Source organism: Puia dinghuensis (genome assembly GCF_014642875.1).
GTDB classification, from domain to species: Bacteria; Bacteroidota; Bacteroidia; order Chitinophagales; family Chitinophagaceae; genus Puia; species Puia dinghuensis.
Genome location: NZ_BMJC01000007.1, coordinates 221,010 through 246,732 on the forward strand (window position 1 = coordinate 221,010; position 25,723 = coordinate 246,732).

The following is a 25,723-nucleotide window of genomic DNA, read 5'->3' on the forward strand; positions in this document are numbered from 1 at the left end:
CGGAGGGAAGGGGTGACGTTATTTATGACCTTGCTGTCGGTATTCAAGGTGTTGCTCTACCGTTACAGCGGGCAGGGAGATATCCTGGTGGGGGTACCGGTGGCCAACCGGACGCGGCAGGAGGTGGAGGGGCTCATCGGATTTTTTGTCAATACGCTGGTGCTGCGCAGCCAGCTGGGGGACGACCCGGGATTTGCGGAGCTGCTGCAGCGGGTGAAGCAAACGACGCTGGAAGCCTATGACCACCAGGAGGTGCCGTTCGAGCGAGTAGTGGAGGTGGTGGTGAAGGAGCGGGACCTGAGCCGCAGCCCGCTGTTCGGGGTGCAGTTCGTGTTGCAGAACATGGAGCAGGGCAGGGTAGAGGAACTGGCAGTGGGGAGACTGGAAGTAGTAGGAAATACTATGACAGATCACGTGACCTCCAAATACGATCTGACGCTGACGTTGGCCGAAGGGGAAGAGGGCCTGGTGGGGGAGGTGGAGTATTGCCGGGACCTGTACGAGCTGGAGACGATCGAGCGGTTGATCAGTCATTATGTGGAGCTGCTGTGGTCGGTGGTAGAGCAGCCGGAGCAAAAGATCAGTGCGTTAGGCATGTTGGGTGCGATGGAGCGGCGGCAGCTGGTAGAGGAGTTCAATGCGACGAGGGTGGATTACCCGATGGAGAAGACGGTAGTGGAGTTGTTCGAGGAGCAGGTGGCCCGTACGCCGGGAGGGGTAGCGGTGGTGTGTGAGGAGCGAGAGGTGGGCTATAAAGAGCTGGAGGAACGGTCGAACCGCCTGGGGAGGTATTTACGGAAGAGAGGAGTACGGGAGGAGATGCTGGTTCCGATCTGTATGGAGCGGAGTGTGGAGATGATCGTAGGGATCCTGGGGATACTGAAGGCGGGGGGAGCGTATGTGCCGATCGATCCGGCCTATCCAGAGGAGCGAGTGCGGTACATGGTGGAGGACAGCGGGTCGGGGATCGTAGTGGTGAGTGGAAAGCGAAGCCGGGAGTTGATGTTGGGAGCGGGTGTTCGGGAGGTGATCGATCTGCAGGGAGATGGGGAGGAGATTGGTGAGGAGCCGGGGGATAGGGTTGAGGCGGATACCGGCGGCGCCAATCTGGCGTATGTGCTCTATACATCGGGATCGACGGGTCGGCCGAAGGGGGTGCTTGTGGAGCATAAGAATATTGTGAGCCTGGTCAAGAAAGGGGGATATGTTTGTTTTGGAGCGGAGGATGTTCTGCTGTCGACGGGATCACCATCTTTTGATGCGACGACATTCGAATATTGGGGCATGTTGTTGAACGGGGGGCGGCTAATCTTGTGTCCAGAGGAAAAGCTGCTGGATAAGGATCTACTGCAAAACGAGATAAGACAGAGAAAAGTGACGAAGATGTGGTTTACTGCCAGCTGGTTCAATCAGTTGGTGGATGTTGATATAACGGTGTTTGAAGGGTTGAAGGTAGTGTTGGTGGGAGGAGAGCGGTTATCGACTCATCATATAACCCGAGTGAGAGCAATGTATCCGGACATGGAATTGATCAATGGCTATGGGCCGACGGAGAATACGACTTTTTCCACGACCTACCTGATCGATTGGATGGACTTTAGGGGTGACATTCCGATCGGTCGGCCGTTGAATAATCGTTGCATGTGGGTGTTAGATGTCATGGGAGAAGTCTGCCCGATAGGTGTGCCAGGAGAATTGTATGTAGGCGGAGCCGGCGTGGCGCGGGGCTATCTGAACCAGCCGGAGCTGACGGCGGAGAAGTTTGTGACCGATCCATTCGGAAGAGAAGGTCGGTTGTACCGGACGGGGGACCTGGGACGATGGCTTGCGGATGGGAACATCGAATACCTGGGCAGGCGGGATGAGCAGGTGAAGATCCGGGGGTATCGGATCGAGCTGGGAGAGATCGAGAAGGTGTTGCAAGAGAGTGAGCAGGTTCGGCAGGGGGTGGTGGTGGCCAGAGAGAACAAAGAAGGTAACAAGCGGCTGGTGGGCTATGTAGTGGGAGAGGCTGGATGGGACAAGGAGCAGATGATAGCCGAACTGAAGCGGCGGTTGCCAGAGTATATGGTTCCGGGGGTATGGGTGGAGTTGGAGGCGATTCCGTTAACGGCTAATGGGAAGGTGGATCGGAAGGGATTGCCAGAGCCGGAGGCGAGTGGAGGTGAGTATGTGGTACCGAGAAGTGAAGTAGAGCGGCAGCTGGCGGCGATCTGGTCAGAGCTGCTGGGGGTGGAGCAGGTAGGGGTAACCGATAATTTTTTCGAGCTGGGGGGTGATTCGATCATTACGATCCAGGTGGTGAGCCGAGCCCGGAGGTTGGGCTATAAAGGGCTGCAGGTAGCGGATGTGTTCACGCATCAAACGATAGAGAAGCTATGCGCGATGCTGGCCGAGGGGAGCGATGAGGGAGCTGGTGAAGCAGGGGAGTGGGATGAGCTGGAAGGGATAAGCGGTCTGCTGCCGATCCAGCGGTGGTATCTGGAAGAGGAGCCGGAAGAGGTATCGCATTATGATCAGAGTGTATTATTGCGGATAGCCAAGGAGGTGAGGGAGGATGAGCTGCGGGAGGCGTTGCGGATGTTGTTGCGTCATCACGATGCCTTACGGTTCGAATACCGGCGGGGTGCATCGGGCTGGGAGCAGGTGTATGGTCCGATGCGGGACATAGGGGCGGTATTGCGGGTAGAGGAACTAAGGGCAACGACGGCCGAAGAGCTGGTCCGGGAGATCGAAGAGCGGTCGCCGGGCTATCAGCAGAGTTTGGACATCGAAAAGGGGGAGTTGATTCGGGTGGTGTTGCTGCAGACACCGGAGTGGGAGGAGCGGAACCGGCTGCTGGTAGTGATCCATCATTTGGTGGTGGATGGGGTTTCGTGGCGGATATTGCTGAGAGACTTGGAGGAGCTGTTAACGGGCATGCGGAAGGGAGAGCGGGTGGGCCTTGGAGTGAAGGGGAGCTCGTACCGGGAATGGTATGGGGCATTGGAGGGATATAGCCGAAGCAAGAGATTATTAGAGCAGAAGGGGTATTGGTCGAAGGTAGCGGGGAGCTACTGGCCGTTGCGGGTAGATCGGGATTATACAGGGATGGTGCGGTTAGGGGAGATGGGTAGCCATACGGTACGGTTGGGAGTGGAGCAAACGCATTGGTTGCTGCATGAGGTACCGCGAGTATATCATACGGGGGTGAACGATGTGCTGCTGAGTGCATTATTATTAGCGATCGGGGAGTGGAGCGGAGAACTTCGGATGGTGATCGGGTTAGAAGGTCATGGCCGGGAGGAACTGGGTGGAGGAGTAGATACGAGCCGGACGGTAGGTTGGTTTACGAGCCTGTATCCGGTGTTGCTGGAGCGGGGAGAGGCGGTGGGTTTGGGAGAGGTGCTGAAGGGGGTGAAGGAACAGTTGCGGGGAGTGCCGGATAAGGGTTTGGGATATGGAGTGCTCAAGTATATGGTTCGGGCGGAAGAGTTGCAGGGGGAAACGGGTTGGGATGTGGTGTTTAACTATTTGGGTCAGGTGGATAATGTGGTTCGAGAGAGTAGATGGATGGAGGGGGCTAGGGAATCAGGTGGCCGGTGTATGAGCGAGCGTCAGATAGTGAGAGAGAAGCTATCGATCGATGGGATGGTTGTGGGTAGAGAGCTGGTACTTCAGTGGGGCTATAGCAGGAAGCATTACGATGGGGAGAGCATAGAGGAGTTGTCGGGCCTGTATGTGAAGAAGCTGGAGGAGCTGATCGATCATTGCCGGGGCCGTGAAGGGCAGGAGCATACGCCGTCGGATTATGGGTTGGGAAGGGAGATGAGTTATCAAGAGCTGGATCGTTTTTTAGGGGAGCAGCAGAAGGAGATAGTGGGGTTATACCGATTAAGCGGGTTGCAGGAGGGGATGTTATTCCATGGGCTGTACGACGAACGGGCGGGGACGTATGTGATCCAGCTGGAAGGAGAGCTGTTGCGCCTGGATGAAGCCATTTTCCGTCGGAGCTGGGGCGAGATGGTAAGGCGGCACAGCATCTTGCGGAGCGGGTTTTATCATGATGCCTTCAAGATCCCGGTGCAATGCGTTTACCGGACGGTAGAGGTACCTGTGGAGGTGCTGGACTACAGGGGAAGGAGTGAGGCGGAGCAGCGGGAGTGGATGGCGGCGTACAAGGAGGAGGACCGCAGGAAGGGTTTTGCCTTTGGAGAGGCGCCGTTGATGCGGGTGGGTTTGTTGCGGCTGAGCGAAGAACGGTATTGGATGTTATGGACGCATCATCATCTCTTGTTGGATGGGTGGTCGGTGCAGGTGTTGATGGAGGAATTTTTAACAATATATGAGGAGCTGGTGAGTGGAGGGGAGGCAAATGAGCAGGAGGAGGACCGGTATGAGGAGTATATCCGGTACCTGGAAGGGCGGGATAAGGAGGAAGACGAGGGTTATTGGCGAAAATATATGTCGGGAGTAAGTAAAAGGACGCTGTTGCCATTTGTGCGGGGAGGGATGGAAAGGAACAAGGGGATAGGAAAGTATGTGGAGTGGGAGGTGCGATTGGGAAAGGAGGAGACGGATCGGGTGGTGGCGTATGCGCAGGATCAGCGGTTGACGGTGAACACGGTGATGCAGGGGGTATGGGGATATCTGTTGAGCCGGTATACGGGCAGCGAGGAGGTGGTGTATGGGGTGACGGTATCAGGTCGTCCGGAGGGTTTGAGGGAAGTGGAGCGTCGGGTAGGGATGTACATCAACACACTTCCCTTGCATGTGGTGGTCAGGGAAGAGGAAAGGATAAGCGAGTGGCTGCTGGGGCTGCAGGAGGGGCAGATCAGGAGCCGGGAGCATCAGTATACGGCATTGAGCGATATCCAGCGGTGGACCGGGTTGTCGGGCGATCTGTTCGACAGCCTGCTTGTCTTCGAGAATTACCCGGTGAGCGAGATGCTGTCTTCACGCCGGCTGCTGTTGGAGATCGGCGAGGGGGGGACAGGGGGACAGGTGAATTTCCCATTGCTATTGTTGATCACGATCAGGAAAGAGATCAAGATCGTGTTCAGTTATAATTCATCGTTATTGGCGGAAGAATATGTACGGGAGATCAGCGGACATTTTGAACGGGTGATCGGGCAGTTACCGGAGAAGGGGGAAGGGCGATTGGGGGGCCTGGAGCTCCTAAACGAAGCGGAGCGGCGGCAGTTGGTAGAGGAGTTCAATACGACGCGGGTGGATTACCCGATGGATAGGACAGTGGTGGACTTGATCGAAGAGCAGGCGCTGCTTCGTACCGAGGCGGTCGCGGTAGTGTTTGGGGAGGAGCGGGTGAGTTATGGGGAGCTGGACGAGCGGAGCAATCAGCTGGGACATTATCTGCGGGAGTTGGGGGTACGGGAGGAAGTGCTGGTGCCAGTGTGTTTGGAGCGTTCGGTGGAGATGATCGTGGGGATACTGGGGATACTAAAGGCCGGAGGAGCGTATGTACCGCTAGACCCGGAGTATCCGGCCGGGCGGCTGGGGTATATGCTGGAAGAGACGGAGGCGAAGGTAGTGGTGAGCAGTGGGGCGGTGGCAGCGAAGCTGCCGGTAAGTGGAGATGTTCGGGTGGTGCTGCTGGATGAGGAAGCCGCGTTTATTGGTGAACGTCCGGTGGGCCGGGTAGAGCGGTTGCTTCGGCCGGAGCATCTGGCCTATGTGATCTATACTTCGGGATCGACGGGTCAGCCCAAGGGGGTGATGATCGAGCATCGCAGCCTGATGGATTATCTGTTTGGGCTATCACAGGCCACAACGATCAGCCAGTGCCGGTCGTTTGCCCTGGTCTCGACCCTGTCGGCCGATCTGGGCAATACCGTGATCTATAGTTCCCTGGTGTGGGGAGGCGTGCTGCATGTGCTGCCCACAGCGGTGGTCAATGACAGCTCGCTGGCCCCAGCCTATTTCAGCCAGCAGGGGATCGATTGCGTGAAGATCGTACCCTCGCACTGGCGGGCGTTGAGCAGCGGAGCGGAGCTGTTGCTCCCTGAGAAGTTATTGATCTTTGGTGGAGAGGCTTTGCCGGTGGAAGTGGTAACGAAACTTCGATCGGAGGGCAATGGATGCCAGGTGGTCAATCACTATGGTCCTACCGAGACGACTATCGGTAAGCTGCTGCATACGATAGAACCAGGACGCGAGTATAGCGGCGTGGTGCCGATCGGCCGGCCTTTTGGCAATACACGGGTCTATGTCCTGAACGAACAGGGAAAGCTCTGTCTGAAAGGGATAGTCGGTGAATTGTATATCGGCGGTGACGGGCTGGCCCGTGGGTACCTGGGTCATCCGGAATGGACCGGAGAGCGGTTCGTTCCCGACAAGTTCAGCGGGCGGAGTGGAGAGAGGTTGTACCGGACGGGAGATCTGGTGCGCTGGTTACCGGACGGCAACATCGAATACATCGGGAGACGGGATGAGCAGGTGAAGATTCGGGGCTACCGGATCGAGCTGGGGGAAGTGGAGAGTGTGCTGGGTCAATGTGTGGGGGTGCAGCAAGGCGTGGTCGTGGCCCGGGAAGATAAAGAAGGTAATAAACGGCTGGTGGGCTATGTAGTGGGAGATGCCAGATGGGACAAGGAGCAGCTAATGGCCGAACTGAAGGAGCGGTTGCCGGAGTATATGGTGCCGCTGGTGTGGGTGGAGCTGGAGGCGCTGCCGTTGACGGCCAATGGGAAGGTGGATCGCAAGGGGCTGCCGGACCCCGAAGTGGTGGGAACAGCCGCAGCAGCTTATCAGAGGGCGCTCACGGAAGTAGAGCGGACGCTAGTGTCGATCTGGGAGGAGTTGTTGGGCGTAGAAGGAATAGGTATCGGCGATGACTTTTTCGCGCTGGGGGGGCATTCGCTGCTGGCCATCCGGGTAGTGTCGGCGATCCGTAGTGGACTGGGGGTAGAGGTAGCGATCGGAGATATTTTTGACCATCCGACGATCGGGTCGTTGGCGGTCAGGATTGGGGAGCTTTCGGGAGGCGAGTCAGTGGTGCGGATCGTCCGCCAGGAGCGACCGGAGCGTATACCGCTATCGTTCGCCCAGGAACGGTTATGGTTCATCGACCGGCTGGAGGGGAGCGTGCAGTATCATATCCCGGTAGTGCTACGCATCCGGGGGAGGCTGGACCGGGGAGCACTGGAACGGGCCTTGCGGGGGATCGTGGGCCGGCATGAGGTGTTGCGGACGATGATCGAAGAGCAGGAGGGACAGGCATATCAGCGGATCATGCCAGCGGAGGGTTGGGTTTTGGAGACTATAGAATGGCCGTCTCCGGCGGTGGGGTTGCCGGAACATATTGGAGAAGTAGTGAGCCTGCCGTTCGATCTGTCGGCTCACTATAAATTACGGGCACAGTTGATAGAGCTGGGACCCGCAGAGCAGGTATTAGTGGTGACGCTGCATCACATTGCCTCCGATGGGTGGTCGAGATCGATCCTGGTGCGGGAGTTCCGGGAGCTGTATGCGGCGTTTGTGGAAGGCCGTGAGCCGGTCTTGCCGGAGCTGCCGGTGCAATATGCGGACTATGCGCTGTGGCAGCGGCGTTACTTGGAAGGGGAGGTGCTGGACGAACAGCTGGCCTATTGGCAGCAGCAGTTGGCGGGGTGGCAGGTGCTGGAGCTGCCGACAGACCATATACGGCCGGCGGTACAGACTATGCGAGGTGGAGGGGTGTCCTTTCAAATAGAGGGGGCGTTAAGCGAGGCATTACAGGAGCTGAGCCGCCGCGAAGGGGTAACCTTGTTCATGATCCTATTGGCGGTGTTCAAGGTCTTGCTGTACCGCTACAGCGGACTGGAAGATATCCTGGTCGGGGTACCGATAGCTAACCGGACCCGGCAGGAGGTAGAGGGACTCATCGGATTTTTTGTCAATATGCTGGCACTGCGTAGTCAGCTGGGAGATGATCCGGACTTTGTGCAGCTGCTGCAGCGGGTGAAACAAACGACCCTGGAAGCGTATGAGCACCAGGAGGTGCCGTTCGAGCGAGTGGTGGAGGCGATGGTACAGGAACGGGATCTGAGTCGCAGCCCGCTGTTCGGGGCGCTGTTCGTGTGGCAGAATATGGAGCGGGGGACGGTGGAGGAGCTGACTGTGCCGGGATTGGAAATAACAGCAAAACCGCTGCCACAAACGACCTCCAAATTCGATCTGACGCTGGTGCTGGCGGAAGGGGAAGAGGGACTGGTAGGGTGGGTGGAGTATTGCCGGGATTTGTATGAGCTGGAGACGATCGAACGCCTGATCGGGCATTATATAGAGCTGTTGGGGTCGGTGGTAGAGCAGCCGGAGCAAAAGATCAGCGGCTTAGGTATGTTGAGTCTGGCCGAGCAGCAGCAGCTGTTAGACGAGTTTAATGCGACGGCGGTGGATTATCCGAAGGGCAAGACATTGGTGGACTTATTTGAAGAGCAGGTAGGCCAGACACCGGACCGGGTAGCTGTGATATCCGAAGGGGTGCAGTTGACCTATCAGGAGTTGCAGGAGCGGTCGAATCAATTGGGACATTATCTGCGGGGGCTTGGCGTACGGGAGGAGGTGTTGGTGCCGATCTGTATAGAGCGGAGTGTGGAGATGGTGGTGGGGATACTGGGCATTATGAAGGCAGGTGGAGCCTATGTGCCGATCGATCCGGAGTACCCGGCCGAGCGAATACGGTATATGGTAGAGGATACGGGAGCAGGGCTGGTGGTGAGCAGTGGGGAATGCCGGGGGATAGTAGAAGCGGCGTTAGCAGTGGAGGTAGTGGTGATCGAGGAGGTGGAAGGGCCTGCGGGGAAGGTGGAGCGGGAGTTGCGACCGGAACATCTGGCGTATGTGATCTATACGTCGGGGTCGACGGGCCGGCCGAAGGGGGTGCTGGTGGAGCATCGCAATGTGGTGCGGTTGTTCAAGACGGAGGGGGCGTTGTATGATTTTAGCGAGAAGGATGTATGGACGCTGTTCCATTCGTATTGTTTTGATTTTTCGGTATGGGAGATGTATGGGGCGTTGTTGTTTGGGGGACGGTTGGTGGTGGTGTCGCGGGAGACGGCGCGGGATGCGGTAGCTTATGGGAAGTTATTGCTGGAACAGGGAGTGACGGTGTTGAACCAGACGCCGACGGCGTTTTATGCGTTGCAGGAAGAGGTGTTAGGGGAAGAGCTGGAGCTGGCAGTGCGGTATGTGATCTTCGGAGGGGAGGCGTTGACGCCGGTGAAGGCTCGGGGGTGGAAGGAGCGGTATAGGGGTTGCCGGATGGTGAACATGTATGGGATAACGGAGACGACGGTGCATGTGACGTACCAGGAGTTGGGCGAGGAGGAACTGATGGGGAGTTCGAGTGTGATCGGTCGGGCGATACCGACGTTGCGGGTATACGTACTGGATGGGGAGGGGGGACTGGTGCCGGTAGGGGTGCCGGGAGAGCTGTATGTAGGAGGGGCAGGAGTGGCGCGAGGATATTTGAACCGGGGAGAGCTCACGGGGGAGCGGTTTGTGGCTGATCCGTTCGCGGAGGGCGGCCGGCTTTACCGGACAGGTGACCTGGGCCGGTGGCTGGCGAATGGGCGGCTGGAGTACCTGGGGAGGAAGGATGGGCAGGTGAAGGTGCGGGGTTACCGGATCGAGTTGGGAGAGATCGAGAGTGTGGTAGGGGGGTATGATGGCGTCCGGCAGAGTGTGGTGGTAGCGCGGGACAGAGGGCAGGGAGAGAGCGTGCTGGTGGGGTATGTAGTGGTGGAAGGAGTATTCAACAAAGAGAAACTGATCGGGTATCTGCGAGAGCAGTTGCCGGAATATATGGTGCCGCAGGTGTGGGTGGAGTTGGAGTGGTTGCCGTTGACGGCCAACGGGAAGGTGGATAGGAAGGGGTTGCCGGAGCCGGGGTATGGGAAGGGAGAGGAGTATGTTGCCCCGCGGACGGAGGTAGAGCGGGTGCTGGTGGGGATATGGGAGGAGCTATTGGGAGTGAAACGGGTAGGCATTCACGATAATTTTTTTGCATTGGGGGGTGATTCGATCAAGGTTATCCGGGTGGTGGGTAAGATACGGAGTATCCTGCACAAGGAGATAAGGGTGTTCGATGTCTATCAGGCCGGTACGCTGGAACAATTAGGGCGGTTGCTGGACAGGGGAGAGGGGACAGCTGCCCTTTTGCGGCAGGCATTGTATGAGCAGGTAAGCGGGGAGTTGGCGGAGCTGAGGGCGGCGATGCTGCCGACAATGGCAGAAGGGGAGCGGATAGCCGACATCTACCCGATGAGTGATATTCAGAGTGGGATGGTATTTGCGTCATTGTTGGAGCCGGAACAATCGGTCTACCATGATCAGATGGTATACGAGTTGGCGGCGGAAGTGGATGTGGCCTTGTTCAGGCGGGCCTTTTCGCTGTTGGTACAGAAGCATGCGATACTGCGTACTGCGTTCCGACTGGGGGGACACCCCGAGGGGTTGCAGGTGGTGTACAAGGAGGTGGAGGTAAGGCTGGATCAGCCGGAGGTAGGCGAGCTGAGCGATCAGGAAGAGAAGAGGTATGTGGAGGAGTATCTGCGTCGGGAGCGACTGCGTCCGTTCGAGGTGGAGCGGGCGCCTTTGTGGCGGGTGGGATGGCTACGGTTCAAGGGCCGGGTGGCGTATGTTTTTCAGGTTCATCATGCGCTGTTGGATGGGTGGAGTGTAGCGAGTCTGAACACGGAGTTGAATAACCTTTATGGGCGTCTGGTAGCTGAGGGGGATCGGGTAGAGGTGGGGAGATTACAATGCACGTACAAGGATCATATTATTGCAAGTTTAGTGGAGCGGCGAAGGGAAGAAGGGGAAGGTTTTTGGCGGGAGGAGTTGGCGGGGTACAAGCGGCTGGATATCTTTTCAGGGGAGCGGGTATACCGGCGATACACGCGGGTATATGATCGGGGATACCTGGAGCGATTGGAGGGGAGGGTGAAGGCCGATGGGTTGTCGTTGAAGGGGTTGTTGTTTGGGGTGTATGTGTATGTGCTGATGATGTTGACGGCCGAAGAGGAGGTGACGGTAGGGTTGGTGAGCAACACCCGGCCGGAGGTGGAGGATGGGGACAAGGTGCTGGGATGTTTTTTGAATACGATACCCTGTCGCTACCGCGGAGGAGACAAGGGGAAGAGTTGGAGGGACTATTTTGAGGGGATAGAGGAGCAGCTGCGGGAGCTGAAGAGAAGAGACCGCAGTACGCTACACCAGATAGCGAGGATGAGCGGGGAGAAAGCTGCGGAGGGCAATCCATTTTTTGATGTATTGTTCGGTTTTGTGAATTTTCATGTATATGAGGGGTTGGAGGGCCAGGTACTTTCCGATGTTAGGGGCAAGCAGCGGGAAGGCGGATCGTTGGCTGATTCGTATGGATCGACGAATACCTACCTGGACCTGGTGGTAAATGTGACGGGAGGAGTTCTACAGTTGCGTTACTGCATCCAGCGGGAGTTGAGATCGGGCAAGACGCTGGAGGAGTTGCAGGGGTATATGGATGCGGTGTTGGAGGGGTATTGGGAGCATTATGATGAACCGGTGAACAGGGAGAGTATACTACCCGGAGGGGAGCGGGAGCGATTGTTGGCGGCGTTCCAGGGGCCGGTGGTGGAGTATCCGAAGGGGAAGACGGTGGTGGACTTGATCGAGGAGCAGGCCCTACGGAGTCCAGAGGCGATCGCGGTGGTATATGGGCAGCAGCGGGTGAGCTATAGGGAGCTGGAGGAACGGAGCAACCAATTGGGGCATTATCTGCGGGAGTTGGGGGTACGGGAAGAGGTGCTGGTGCCGATTTGCCTGGAGCGGTCGGTGGAGATGATCGTGGGGATACTGGGGATTATGAAGGCCGGGGGAGCGTATGTGCCACTTGACCCGGAGTATCCGGCCGGGCGGTTGTTGTATATGCTGGAAGAGACGAAGGCTAAGGTGGTGGTGAGCAGTGGGGTGGTGGCAGCGAAGCTTCCGGTAGGCGGAGACATACGGATGGTGTTGCTGGATGAGGAAGCTGTGTTTATTGGCAGACGTCCTGTAGAACGGATGGAGCGGAAGCTCGGGCCAGAGCATCTGGCGTATGTGATCTACACGTCGGGTTCAACGGGCCGGCCGAAGGGGGTGATGATCGAGCACCGGGGATTATTCAACCGGCTGCAGTGGGGACAGGATTATTTTAAGCTCGGGCCGCAGGATGCGGTTTTGCAGAAGACCACGTATTGTTTTGATGTATCGGTGTGGGAGCTACTATGGCCCTTGCTGTCGGGGGCGCGGCTGGTGTTTGCCGAGCCGCAGGGACATAGGGACCCAGGCTACCTGAAGGCGGTGATCGGGGAGCAGGGGATCACGACGATTCATTTTGTGCCGGGTATGCTGGACGTATTCCTGCAGGAAGTACGGGTGGGAGAATGTACTGGGCTGCGTCGGGTGCTTTGCAGCGGAGAGGCGTTAAAGAGGGGTCAGGTGCAGTTATGCCGGGAGCGGCTGCCGCAGGTGGAAGTATATAACCTGTATGGACCGACAGAGGCTTCGATAGAGGTCAGCTGCTGGAGCTGTCCGGCGGAGCTGCCGGAGGTGATCCCGATCGGGCGTCCGGTGGCCAATACGCAGCTTTATATTGTGAGCCGGCAGCAGGAGCTGCCTCCGATCGGCGGGATCGGAGAGATTTGTATTGGTGGGGTACAGCTGAGCCGGGGATACCTGGCGCATCCGGAATGGACGGAAGAGCAGTTCATCCCGGATGAGTTCAGTGGGCGAACGGGGGAGCGGCTGTACCGGACGGGTGATCTGGGTCGGTGGCTGCCGGATGGGAACATCGAATACCTGGGCAGACGGGATGAGCAGGTGAAGATCCGGGGCTACCGGATCGAGCTGGGGGAAGTGGAGAGTGTGCTGGGGCAATGTGCTGGAGTGCGGCAGGGAGTGGTCGTGGCCCGGGAAGATAGAGAAGGGAACAAGCGGCTGGTGGGGTATGTAGTTGTGGAGGCCGGATGGAACAGGGAGCGGGTGATGACTCTGCTGCGGACACGGCTGCCCGAGTATATGGTGCCGCAGGTGTGGGTGGAGCTGGAGGCATTGCCGTTGACAGGAAACGGGAAGGTAGACCGGAAGATGTTGCCGGAGGCGGATCAAGCAAAAGGGAGCTATGAGGCGCCGCGGAATGAAGTAGAGCGGCAATTAGCATCGATGTGGGAGGAGCTGTTGGGAGTAGAGCAGGTAGGCATCCACGATAATTTTTTTGAGCTGGGTGGCCATTCGCTGCTAGCGATGCGGGTGGTGTCTGCGATCCGCCGGCGGCTGGGAGTGGAGCTGTCGATCCAGGAGCTGTTCGAGTACCCGGAGATCGACACTTTATCGCGGCGGCTGGAGAGCAAAGATCGGAGCGAACAGCTGCCGGTGTTGGAAAGACAAGAGCGTCCGGAGCGGATACCGCTATCATTCAGTCAGGAGCGGTTGTGGTTCATCGATCGGCTGGAGGGGAGCGTGCAGTATCATATCCCGGTGGTGTTGCGTATCCGGGGGAGGTTGGACCGGAGAGCACTGGAGGGGTCGCTGCGGGGGATAGTGGAGCGGCATGAGGTCCTGCGGACGATGATCGACGAGCAGGAGGGGCAGGCCTGGCAGCGGATCGTGCCGGCGGAGGGATGGACATTGGGGACTATAGAATGGCCGTCACCGGAGGAGGACCTTCCGGCCCATATCGGGCAGGTGGTGAGCCGGCCGTTCGATCTGTCGGCGGACTATAAATTACGGGCGGAGCTGATCGTGCTGGGGGCGGAGGAACAGGTGCTGGTGGTGACGCTGCATCATATTGCCTCCGATGGATGGTCTGGGTCGATACTGGTGCGGGAATTTCGGGAGCTATACAGTGCATATGTGGAAGGGCGTGAGCCGGTGCTTGTGGAGCTGCCGGTACAGTATGCGGACTATGCCTTGTGGCAGCGGCGCTACCTGGAGGGAGAGGTGTTGGATAAGCAAATGGAATATTGGCAGCAGCAGCTATCGGGTTGGCAGGCGCTGGAGCTGCCGACGGACCATGTACGGCCGGCGGTGCAGAGTATGCGCGGAGGGGTGGTAACATTCCGCGTAGAGCAGGCATTAATCGAGGCGTTGCAGGAGCTGAGCCGCCGGGAGGGGGTGACTTTATTTATGACGTTGTTGGCGGTGTTTAAGGTGTTGCTCTATCGCTACAGTGGACAGGGGGATATACTGGTGGGGGTACCGGTGGCGAATCGAACACGGCAGGAGATAGAGGGGCTCATTGGATTTTTTGTCAATATGCTGGTGCTGCGCAGCCAGCTGGGAGACGACCCGGCTTTTGTGGAGCTGCTGCAGCGAGTGAAGCAGACAACGCTGGAAGCCTATGACCACCAGGAGGCCCCTTTCGAGCGGGTGGTGGAGGCGGTGGTTCGGGAGCGGGACCTGAGCCGCAACCCGCTGTTCGATGTGCATTTTGTATGGCAGAATATGGAGCAGGGAAAGACAGAGGAACTGGATGTGGCGGGACTGCAATTAGCGGGAGAACCGCTGCCACAAACGACCTCCAAATACGATCTGACGTTGATGTTGACAGAAGGGGAAGAGGGACTGGTAGGACAGGTGGAGTATTGCCGGGACTTGTATGAGCCGGAGACGATCGGGCGGCTGACCGGTCATTACGCGGAGCTGCTGCGGTCGGTAGTTGAGCAACCGGAGCTAAAGGTCAGTGCATTAGGGATGTTGAGTGCGGTGGAGCGGTGGCAGCTGGTAGACGAGTTCAATGCTACGCAGGTGGAGTACCCGGTGGACCGGACAGTGGTGGACCTGATCGAGGAGCAGGCAGCGCGAAGCCCGGAGGCGATTGCTGTAGTATATGGGGACGAGCGGATGAGCTACCAGGAACTGGAGGAACGGAGCAATCAACTGGGGCATTACCTGCGGGAGCTGGGGGTGCGGGAGGAGGAGCTGGTGCCGGTGTGTCTGGAGCGGTCGGTGGAGATGATCGTGGGGATACTAGGCATTTTAAAAGCAGGAGGAGCCTATGTGCCGCTGGACCCGGAGTATCCGGCCGGGCGGTTGTTTTATATGCTGGAAGAGACGGAGGCAAAGGTGATGGTGAGTTGCCGCGAGCTGGTGACTTCGCTGCCGGTGGACGGAGCTGTGCGGGTGGTGCTGCTGGATGAGGAGGCAGAGCTTATTGGTAGGCGTTCGGCAGAGCCCGTGGAGCGGTCGCTTCGGCCGGAACACCTGGCGTATGTGATCTATACCTCTGGTTCGGCGGGCCGGCCCAAGGGAGTGATGATCGAGCATCGCGGCCTGCTCAACCGGCTGCTGTGGACACAAGATTATTTTAAGCTCGGGCCGCAGGATGCGGTCCTGCAGAAGACGACATATTGTTTCGACGTATCGGTGTGGGAGCTGCTTTGGCCCTTGCTGGCGGGGGCGCGGCTGGTATTCGCCGAGCCGCAGGGACATAAGGACCCCGTCTACTTTAAGATGGTGATCGAACAGCAGGGCATCACCACGATCCATTTTGTGCCGAGGATGCTGGAGGCCTTTCTACTCGAAGTACAGCCGGGAGAATGCGTCGCGTTGCGGCGGGTACTTTGCAGCGGCGAGGCGCTCAAGAGCAGTCAGGTGCGGTTATGCCGGAAGCGGCTGCCGCAGACGGAGGTGCATAACCTATATGGACCGACGGAGGCTTCGATCGATGTCAGCTACTGGAGCTGTCCGACGGAGGTGCCCGACGTCATCCCCATCGGGCGGCCGGTGGCCAATACCCAGCTCTACATCGTAGGGCCGCAGCAGCAGCTGTGTCCGATTGGTGGGATCGGCGAGATCTGTATCAGCGGGGTGCAGCTGAGCCGGGGCTACCTGGCGCATCCGGAGTGGACGCAGGAGCGGTTCGTTGCCGATGTGTTCAGTGGGAAAGCCGGGGATCGGCTATACCGGACGGGGGATCTGGGTCGGTGGTTGCTGGATGGCAACATTGAATATCTGGGCAGGCGGGATGAGCAGGTGAAGATCCGGGGTTACCGCATCGAGTTAGCTGAAGTGGAGAGTGAGCTGGGTCAATGTGCGGATATACGGCAGTGTGCGGTGTTGGCCCGGGAGGACAAAGAAGGTCATAAGCGGCTGGTGGGGTATGTGGTGCCAGCCGATGGATGGGATAAGGGGGAGATGCTGGCAGAGCTGAAGGAGCGGCTGCCCGCCTATATGGTTCCTGCGATCTGGGTGGAGCTAGAGCGGTTACCCCTTATAGATAGTGGAAAGGTGGACCGCAAAGCGTTGCCGGAACCGAAGATAGATGAGTTGCCAGGGGTAGTATATGAGGCGCCGCGGACGGAGCTGGAACGGGGTCTGGCGGAGATATGGTCGGAGTTGCTGGGCGTGGGGCGGGTTGGGCTGGAAGATAATTTCTTTGGGCTGGGGGGCGATTCGATCATCACCATCCAGGCGGTGAGCCGGGCGCAGCGACTGGGGTATACGGGTTTGCAGGTGCGGGATATTTTCCTGCATCAGACGATCCGTCAGTTGGCAGCAGTATTGCGGGAGCGGGAAGGACGGAAAGATCTGGGCGAGCAAGGTTTGCTGACGGGCGAATGCGGGTTGCTGCCGATCCAGCAACGATACTTGGAGGGAGCGGAAGCGGGGATATCACATTATAATCAGGCTGTGCTGCTGCGGATTTCGCGGGAAGTGAACGAGGAGATGTTGCAGGGGGCGGTAGAGGGACTGTTGCGGCAGCATGATGCCTTACGCTTCGTTTACCGGTGGGGAGTACAGGGCTGGAGACAGGAATATGGAGGTGTGGATGGGTTGATCAGCCGGTGCTTCGTCGTCGAGGACCTACAGGCGGTGCCAGCGGGGTTTTTGCGGGAAGTGATCGGGGAGCGGTCGGGCTATTATCAGGGGAGCTTATTGATAGAGGAGGGGCTGCTGGTGCGGGTGGTCTGGATGCGGCTGCCGGGAGCAGAGGTGGAGAACCGGCTATTGGTGGTGATCCATCATTTGGCAGTGGATGGGGTGTCGTGGCGCGTGTTGCTGGAGGACCTGGAGAGGGGATTGAGGCAGGTTAGGGAGGGGGGAGTGGTTGAGCTGGGCAGCAAGAGCAGCTCGTACCGGGAGTGGTACGGGGCGTTGGAACGCTATGGACAGAGCGAGCGGTTAAAAGGGCAGCTGGGCTATTGGCAGCAGGTGGCCGGTAGCTATATGCCGTTGCCGGTAGACAGGGTTTATGCTGGGCCGGTACGGGCCGGAGAGCTGGACCAGGTGCGGGTGCGGCTGGGACGAGAGCGGACACGGCAGCTACTGCAGGAGGCCTCCCGAGCTTATCATACCGAGATCAATGATCTGCTCCTAAGCGCCTTGGTCCGAACTTTAAGACAATGGAGCGGTCGACAGGAGGTAGTCATTGGCCTGGAGGGGCATGGCCGGGAGGAACTGGGGGAGTTGGTGGATACGAGCCGGACGGTAGGGTGGTTCACGAGCATCTACCCGGTAGTGTTAGCCGACAGCGACCAGAGGCCAGGCGACCTGGTCAAGGGGGTCAAGGAGCGGCTGCGCAGCATACCGGATAAGGGCATAGGCTATGGGGTGTTACGGTATATGCGGGCAGCCGAAGCGCTGCCCAGTGATGACCATTGGGACCTGGTGTTTAATTACCTGGGCCAGCTGGATCAGGCGATGCGGGAGGGGGGCTGGCTGGGTGCGGCGCGGGAGGAAAGGGGAGCGAATGTCAGCCCGGAGGTGGTAGTGCGGGAGCGGCTGTCGGTCAACAGTCAGGTGGTAGGAGGTGAGTTGGTGATGACGTGGGGCTATAGTGAGCGGTATTATGATCGGCAGACCGTGGAACGGGTAGCAGGAGAATACATGCGAAACCTGGAGGTGTTGATCGAACATTGTGTGCAAGAGGGCGCCAAGGGCAGCCAGCCTACTCCATGGGATTATGGGCTGACGGCGGAGGTGAGCTACCAGGAGCTGGACCGGTTCCTGGATGAGGAGGTCGGGGGGCGGCCGAGAAGGGAGCGGATCAGTGGATTATACCGGTTGAGTGGGTTACAGGAAGGCATGCTGTTCCACCGGTTGTACGAGGCTAAGGGCGAGGCCTATACGGAGCAGCTGAGCTGTACGCTGCGGAGGATGCAGGAGGAAGCCTTTTATGGAAGCTGGGAATATCTGTTGCGGCGGCATGGCATCTTACGGAGCGGGTTCCATCATGATGCCTTTACCATCCCGGTGCAGTATGTGCACCGGGAGGTGATTTTGCCGGTAGAGCAGGTGGATTACCGGGGGATGGGCGAGGTGGAACAGCAGGAGGCCATCCGGGCTTATGAGGAGCAAGACCGGCGTAAGGGGTTCGATCTGAAGGCGGCCCCCCTCATGCGCATCGGGTTGTTGCAGCTGGATGAGGACCGGTACCAGATGATCTGGACGTATCATCATATCCTGTTGGACGGCTGGTCGATCCCGGTGCTAATGGAGGAGTTTTTGAAGGTCTACGAGCAGCTGGTTCGGGGAGAAGCGGTTCCGCAGGCAGAAGAAGACAAGTATGAGGATTATATCCGCTATATAGAGCGAAGGGATCGGCAGCAGGAGGAGGCTTATTGGCGGGAGTATCTGCGGGGAGTGGAAGAGGGAAGTTTGTTGCCGTTCATCGGTTCGACGCCGGACCGGAATAAGGGCTTGGGCGAATACAAAGAGATCGAGGTACGGATCGACAAAGAACGGAGTGGTGCCTTGCAACGCTATGTGCAGCGGCATAGGCTTACGGTGAACACACTGATGCAGGGGGTATGGGCGTACCTGCTGAGCCGGTATATGGGCAGGGAGGATGTGGTCTATGGGGTGACGGTGTCGGGCCGGCCGGAGGAGTTGGCAGGAGTGGAGCACCGGGTGGGGATGTACATCAACACGCTGCCATTGCATGCGGTTGTGAGGGAAGAGGCAAGGATTAGCGACTGGCTGCTGTCCCTCCAGGAGGGGCAGATCAGGAGCCGGGAGCATCAGTATACGGCGTTGAGCGATATCCAGCGGTGGATCGGGATGATAGGTGATCTGTTCGACAGCCTGCTGATCTTCGAGAATTACCCGGTGAGCGAGATATTGTCGGCCCGCCGGTGGCTATTGGAGATCGGCGAGGTGCGGACACGAGAACAAGTGAATTTTCCGCTGTTGTTGTCAATCCATATAGGCAAAGAGATCAAGATCGTGTTCAGTTATAATGCCACGTTACTATCGGAGGGGTATGTGCGGGAGATCAGCGGACATTTTGAACAGGTGATCGGGCAATTGCCGGAGAAGGGGGAAGGCCGATTGGGGGATCTGGAGATATTAAGCGAAGCGGAGCGGCGGCAGCTGGTAGAGGGGTTCAATGCGGCGGGGGTGGAGTATCCGCGGGACAGGACGGTGGTGGACTTGATCGAGGAGCAGGCAGAGCGGAGCCCGGAGGCGATTGCGGTGGTGTATGGGCAGGAAGAAGTGAGCTACCGGGAGCTGGAGGAACGGAGCAACCAACTGGCGCATTACCTGCGGGGGCTGGGCGTACGGGAGGAGGTGCTGGTGCCGGTGTACCTGGAGCGGTCGGTGGAGATGATCGTGGGGATCCTGGGGATTATGAAGGCCGGGGGAGCCTATGTGCCACTGGACCCGGAGTATCCGGCCGGGCGGCTCGCGTATATGCTGGAAGACACGCAGGGTCGGGTGGTAGTGACCAGCCGGGAACTAGCAATGAGGCTGCCGATAAGCGGTGAGGTGCGGGTAGTATTACTGGATGAAGAAGCAACGTCTATTGCCTGCTATTCGGTAAAGCGGATGCCTATAGTCTACCATGGACGGAACTTAGCCTATGGGATCTTCACGTCGGGTACGACGGGACGGCCTAAAGCAGTACTTGTTGAACATACGAGTTTATATAACGTGAGTATGGCTTGGAGAACATGTTATGGTTTTGATAAGAAAGCGCCGGTGGTCTTGTCAATTGCCAGTCTATCATTTGATGTATTTACGGGAGATATATGCAGGTCCTTGGCAAATGGAGGCATGATGGTGCTTGTTGCAGAGGAGTACCGCTTCGATATATCGCACCTGTGCAAAATGATGAGTTTCCATCAGGTTTCCATGCTGGAATCTACTCCTGCTCTTATGGTGAGTGTAATAAGACATGCCGAGCAGGAGTCAATGGATCTTTTTTGTGACCTGCTGGTTGTTGGGTCCGATAAATTCGAGCAGGCCGATTTTGAGTATATGCACACCTATTGCTCGGCGAGGGGTATCAGGCTATTGAATAGTTATGGGCTCACTGAATGTACCATCGATTCGCTTTTTTTCGAGGGGCCAATAGACAAGTACAGAATGGTGCCGATAGGCAAACCAATGCCTAATACCCGGGTATACATATTGGATGAGGAGCGAAGGTTACAGCCAATGGGTTCATTCGGGGAGGTTTACATAGGTGGCGCAGGTCTCGCCCGGGGGTATTTGAATCGGCATGAACTGACAAGGGAGCGATTTATCCAAAACCCATTCAGTGAACAGCTAGGGGAGCGGATGTACCGGACGGGGGACCTGGGTCGTTGGCTTCCCGATGGGAACATCGAGTTCATCGGGCGCAAGGATAATCAAGTAAAGATCCGGGGCTACCGGATAGAGCTGGGGGAAGTGGAAAGCGTGTTGGGACAATGTGCTGGGATGCGTCAGTGTGTGGTGGCAGCCCGAGAGGATAAAGAAGGTGGTAAACAGCTGGTAGGATATGTGGTAGGAGAGGCGGGATGGGACAAGGAGGGGGTGGTGGCAGAGCTGAAGGCGAGGTTGCCGGAGTATATGGTGCCGATGGTATGGGTGGAACTGGAGGCGTTGCCGTTGACGGCCAACGGAAAGGTAGACCGGAATGCGTTACCGGAGCCGAAGCCTGATCAAGTAAGGGACGTGTATGAGGCGCCGCGTGATGAGGTGGAGCGGGAGGTGGTGGAGATCTGGGAGGAGCTGTTAGGGGTAGAGCGGGTAGGTATCCGGGATAATTTTTTTGAGCTGGGGGGACATTCGCTGCTAGCGATGCGGGTGGTCTCGGCGATCCGGCGGCGCCTGGGGTTGGAGGTATCGATCCGGGAGCTGTTCACGTATCCGGAGATCGGGGCCTTGGCCCAGCAGTTGGAGGATAAACAGCGGGGCGAAGAGTTGCCGGTGTTGGCAAGGCAGGAACGACCGGAGCGGATGCCGTTATCGTTCAGCCAGGAGCGATTGTGGTTCATTGACCGGCTGGAGGGGAGCGTGCAGTATCACATGCCGGTGGTGTTGCGCATTCGGGGCAGGCTGGACCGGGAGGCGCTGGAGCGGGCATTGCGGGGGATCGTGGAGCGGCATGAGGTGCTGCGGACAATGATCGAAGAGCAGGAGGGGCAGGCCTGGCAGCGGATCGTAGCAGCGGAAGGTTGGACATTGGAGGCGACCGAATGGCAGTCTACAGGGGCGGGGTTGCCGGAATATATTGGAAAGAAGGTGAGCCGGCCATTCGATCTGTCGGCAGACTATAAACTACGGGCGCAGCTGATCGTGTTGGGGGTAGAGGAGCAGGTGTTGGTGGTGACGCTGCATCATATTGCCTCGGACGGTTGGTCGGGGGCGATATTGGTACGGGAGTTTGTGGAGCTGTACAGTGCATATGTGGAAGGGCGTGAGCCGGTGCTCGCGGAGTTGCCGGTACAATATGCGGATTATGCGTTGTGGCAGCGGAAGTATCTGACGGGGGAAGTATTGGAGGAGAAGCTGGCGTACTGGCGTCGTCAGTTATCGGGGCTGGAGGTGTTGGAACTGCCGACGGATCATGAGCGGGGTTCGGTGCAAAGTCTGGCCGGGGGTTGGGTCAGCCGCCGGATCAGCCAGGAGTTGATGGAGCGCTTGATGGGGTTAAGGCAGCGGGAAGGGGTGACCTTATATATGCTGCTGGTAGGAGTGTTGCAGGTGTTGTTGCATCGCTACAGCGGCAAGGAAGATATTTGTATCGGCAGCTCCGTAGCAGGCAGACAACAGCGGGAGGTGGAGGGGCTGATCGGCTTTTTTGCCAACACGCTGGTGTTGCGCAGTGATCTGAAAGGGGAGCCGACATTCAGGGAGTTATTGAGGCGAGTGAAGGAGACGATATTGTCAGGATATGAGCACCAGGAGGCGCCCTTCGAGAAGGTGGTGGAGGTGGTGGGGATGAAAAGAGACATGGGCCGTAATCCGTTGTTCGATGTGATGTTCGTGATGGATAACACGCCGGAAGCTGGGGAGCTGACCATGGAGGGGATCGAAGTAGAGGTGGAAGCATCCGGGGTGACGGGGCCGAAATTCGATCTTAATATGAGTGTAGGGCAGACGCCGAAGGGATTGCAGCTGGGATTGATCTATCGGCGGGATCTGTATAGGGAGGATACGGTGGAACGGATGCTGAGTCATTATGAGAGCTTGTTAGAGGCGGTAGTGGCGGACCCGGATACGGCCATTGAGGAGTTGAAGATGTTGAGCAAAGAAGAAGAGCAAGAATTAATTGCAGAATTTATTGCTCCAGCGGAGAAAACAGTAGTAGAGCTATTCGAAGAGCAGGTGGCCCGGACGCCGGGAGCGGTGGCGGTGGTGTGCAGCGAGCAGGAGGTAAGTTATAGAGAGTTGGAGGAGCGGTCGAACCGGCTGGGGAGGTATTTACGGAAGAGAGGCTTGCGGGAGGAGATGCTGGTGCCGATCTGTGTGGAGCGGAGTGTGGAGATGATCGTAGGGATACTTGGGATATTGAAGGCCGGAGCAGCATATGTGCCGATCGATGTGGAATATCCGGAAGAGCGAGTGCGGTATATGGTAGAGGACACCGGAACATCGGTAGTGGTGGTGAGCGGGGAGCGAAGCCGGGCGGTAGTGTTGGGAGCGGGTGTGCGGGAGGTGATCGACCTGAAAGGAGATGGGGAAGAAATCGGCCGGGAATCGGGAGAGCGGTTGGGGGTGCGGATGCGGGGATATCACTTGGCGTATGTGATCTATACGTCGGGATCGACGGGCCGGCCGAAGGGAGTAATGGTAGAGCATGCGAGTCTGGTTGATTATATATATGGGATAGATCAGCGATTGTCCTTGAGGGAATGCCGAACCTTCGGGTTGGTATCGACGTTATCGGCCGACCTGGGGAATACGGTGATTTATGGGGCGTTGTCAACGGGAGGCGCATTACATATTTTGGAGAAAGAGGTGATTGGAGATGGAGAGGAGTTTCGCCGGTATGTGAAAGGTCATCGGATCGAATGTATCAAGATGGTGCCATCGCATTGGAAGGCGTTGAATAGGGAAGAAGGGGAGGTGACGGTAGCGGAGCGGTTGATGATCTTTGGGGGAGAGGTATTGAGCAGGGAGGTGGTGGAACGAATAAGAGAATGGGGAGGAGGGTGCCGGGTAGTGAATCATTATGGGCCGACGGAGACGACGATCGGGAAGTTGATGCATGAGGTAGAAGAGGGGAGGGCGTATGGGAGTCAGGTACCAGTAGGCTCACCGATCGGTGACAGTCGGCTGTATGTGTTAACGCCGCGGCTGGGTTTAAGTCCGGTAGGAGTAAGCGGGGAGCTGTATATAGGCGGGGCCGGGGTGGCGCGGGGTTATCTGAACCATCCGGAGCTGACGGCGGAGAAATTTGTGATCGATTCTTTCGGAGGAGAGGGACGGTTGTACCGGACGGGGGATATAGGCCGGTGGCTGCCGGATAGGAATATCGAGTTCCTGGGCCGGCGTGATGAGCAGGTGAAGGTCCGGGGGTACCGGGTGGAGCTGGGAGAAGTGGAGCAGGTATTGGAGGAGAGTGGGTTGGTGCGGCAGGGGGTGGTAGTGGTAAGAGAAGACAAAGAAGGGAACAAGCGATTGGTGGGGTATGTGGTGGCGGGCGAGGGATACGACAAGGGTGGATTGATAAAGTATTTACTGGGTCGGTTGCCGGAGTATATGGTGCCGGGGGTATGGGTGGAGTTGGCGGCGCTGCCGTTAACAGCCAATGGGAAGGTGGACCGGAAGGGATTGCCGGAGCCGGAGGGGAGCGGAGGGAGGTATGTGGCGCCGCGGAGTGAAATAGAGCGGGAGCTGGCGGCGATCTGGTCGGAGCTGCTGGGAGTGGAGCAGGTAGGGGTGACCGATAATTTTTTTGAACTGGGAGGGCATTCGTTGCTGGCGATCCGGTTGGTGTCGGCTGTTCGACAAGAGCTGGGAGTAGAGCTGCCGATCGGTGAGGTGTTCGACTATCCGACGATCGAGTCGTTGGGGACGAGGATTGGGGAGCTACCCGGTGGGGAGTCGGTAGTGCGGATGATCCGCCAGGAGCGTCCGGAGCGGATACCGCTGTCGTTCGCCCAGGAGCGGTTGTGGTTCATGGACCAACTGGAAGGGAGTGTGGCCTATCATATCCCGGTAGTATTGCGGTTGAGAGGGAAGGTGAGTGAAGAAGGGTTGAGCCATGCGATGGCAGCGATCGTGGACCGTCATGAGGTGCTGCGGACGGTGATCGGAGAGCGGGAAGGTCGGGCATACCAGCGGGTGTTGGAGAAAGGAGGATGGCGGCTGGAGGTGGTGGAGGGAATTGAAGCGTTAGGAAGCTATATCGAGCAAGCCATCAGCCGGCGATTCGATCTGTCGGTGGACTATCCGGTTCGGGGTCATTTGCTTCGGATTAGTGCAGGGGAGTGGGTGCTGGTGGTGATACTGCATCATATTGCTTCGGACGGTTGGTCGAGGGCGATATTGGTACAGGAATTTGTGGAGCTGTATGGGTCTTATGTAGAGGGTCGAGCGGCGGTGCTGCCGGCCTTATCGGTGCAATATGCGGATTATGCCTTGTGGCAGCGGAGATATCTGACGGGGGAAGTATTGGAGGAGAAGCTGGAATACTGGCGTCGTCAGCTGTCGGGGCTGGAGGTGTTGGATTTGCCAACGGATCATGAGCGGGGTTCGGTGCAAAGTCTGGCAGGGGGCCGGGTCAGCCGCCGGATCAGCCAGGAGTTGATGGAGCGGTTGATGGGGTTAAGTCAGCTGGAAGGGGTGACCTTGTATATGCTGCTGGTAGGTGTGTTGCAGGTGTTGTTGCATCGCTACAGCGGCCAGGAAGATATTTGTATCGGCAGCTCCGTAGCAGGCAGACAACAGCGGGAGGTGGAGGGGCTGATCGGCTTTTTTGCCAACACGCTGGTGTTGCGCAGTGATCTGAGCGGGGAGCCGACATTCAGGGAGTTATTGAGGCGAGTGAAGGAGATGGTTCTGTCAGGATATGAGCACCAGGAGGCGCCCTTCGAGAAGGTGGTGGAGGTGGTGGGGATGAAGAGAGAGATGGGCCGTAATCCGTTGTTCGATGTGATGTTCGTGATGGATAACACGCCGGAGGCCGGGGAGCTGACCTTGGAAGGGATCGAAGTAGGGGTGGAAGCGTCCGGGGTGACGGGGCCGAAATTCGATCTTAATATGAGTGTAGGGCAGACGCCGAAGGGATTGCAGCTGGGATTGATCTATCGGCGTGATCTGTATAGGGAGGATACGGTGGAACGGATGCTGGGTCATTATGAGAGCTTGTTAGAGGCGGTAGTGGCGGACCCGGATACGGCCATTGAGGAGTTGAAGATGTTGAGCAAAGAAGAAGAACATGTCTTACTGGAAGCATTACAGGCTAAGGAGGTGGAATATCCTCGGGATAAGACGATCGTAGAGCTGATCGAGGAGCAGGCGCTGCGGAGTCCGGAGGCGATCGCGGTGGTGTGCGGGGAGCAGGAGG

1 protein-coding gene (running past one end of the window) is annotated in these 25,723 nt (G+C 57.9%); it reads left to right on the plus strand.

The genetic code is table 11. The features are described 5' to 3' along the window. On the plus strand, positions 1 to 25,723 hold part of the coding region annotated (locus IEY39_RS28005) for a non-ribosomal peptide synthetase (RefSeq protein ID WP_188937888.1) (this coding region is incomplete at its 3' end). 3,852 nt of the annotated region lie to the left of the window's left edge; 25,723 of 29,575 annotated nt are visible.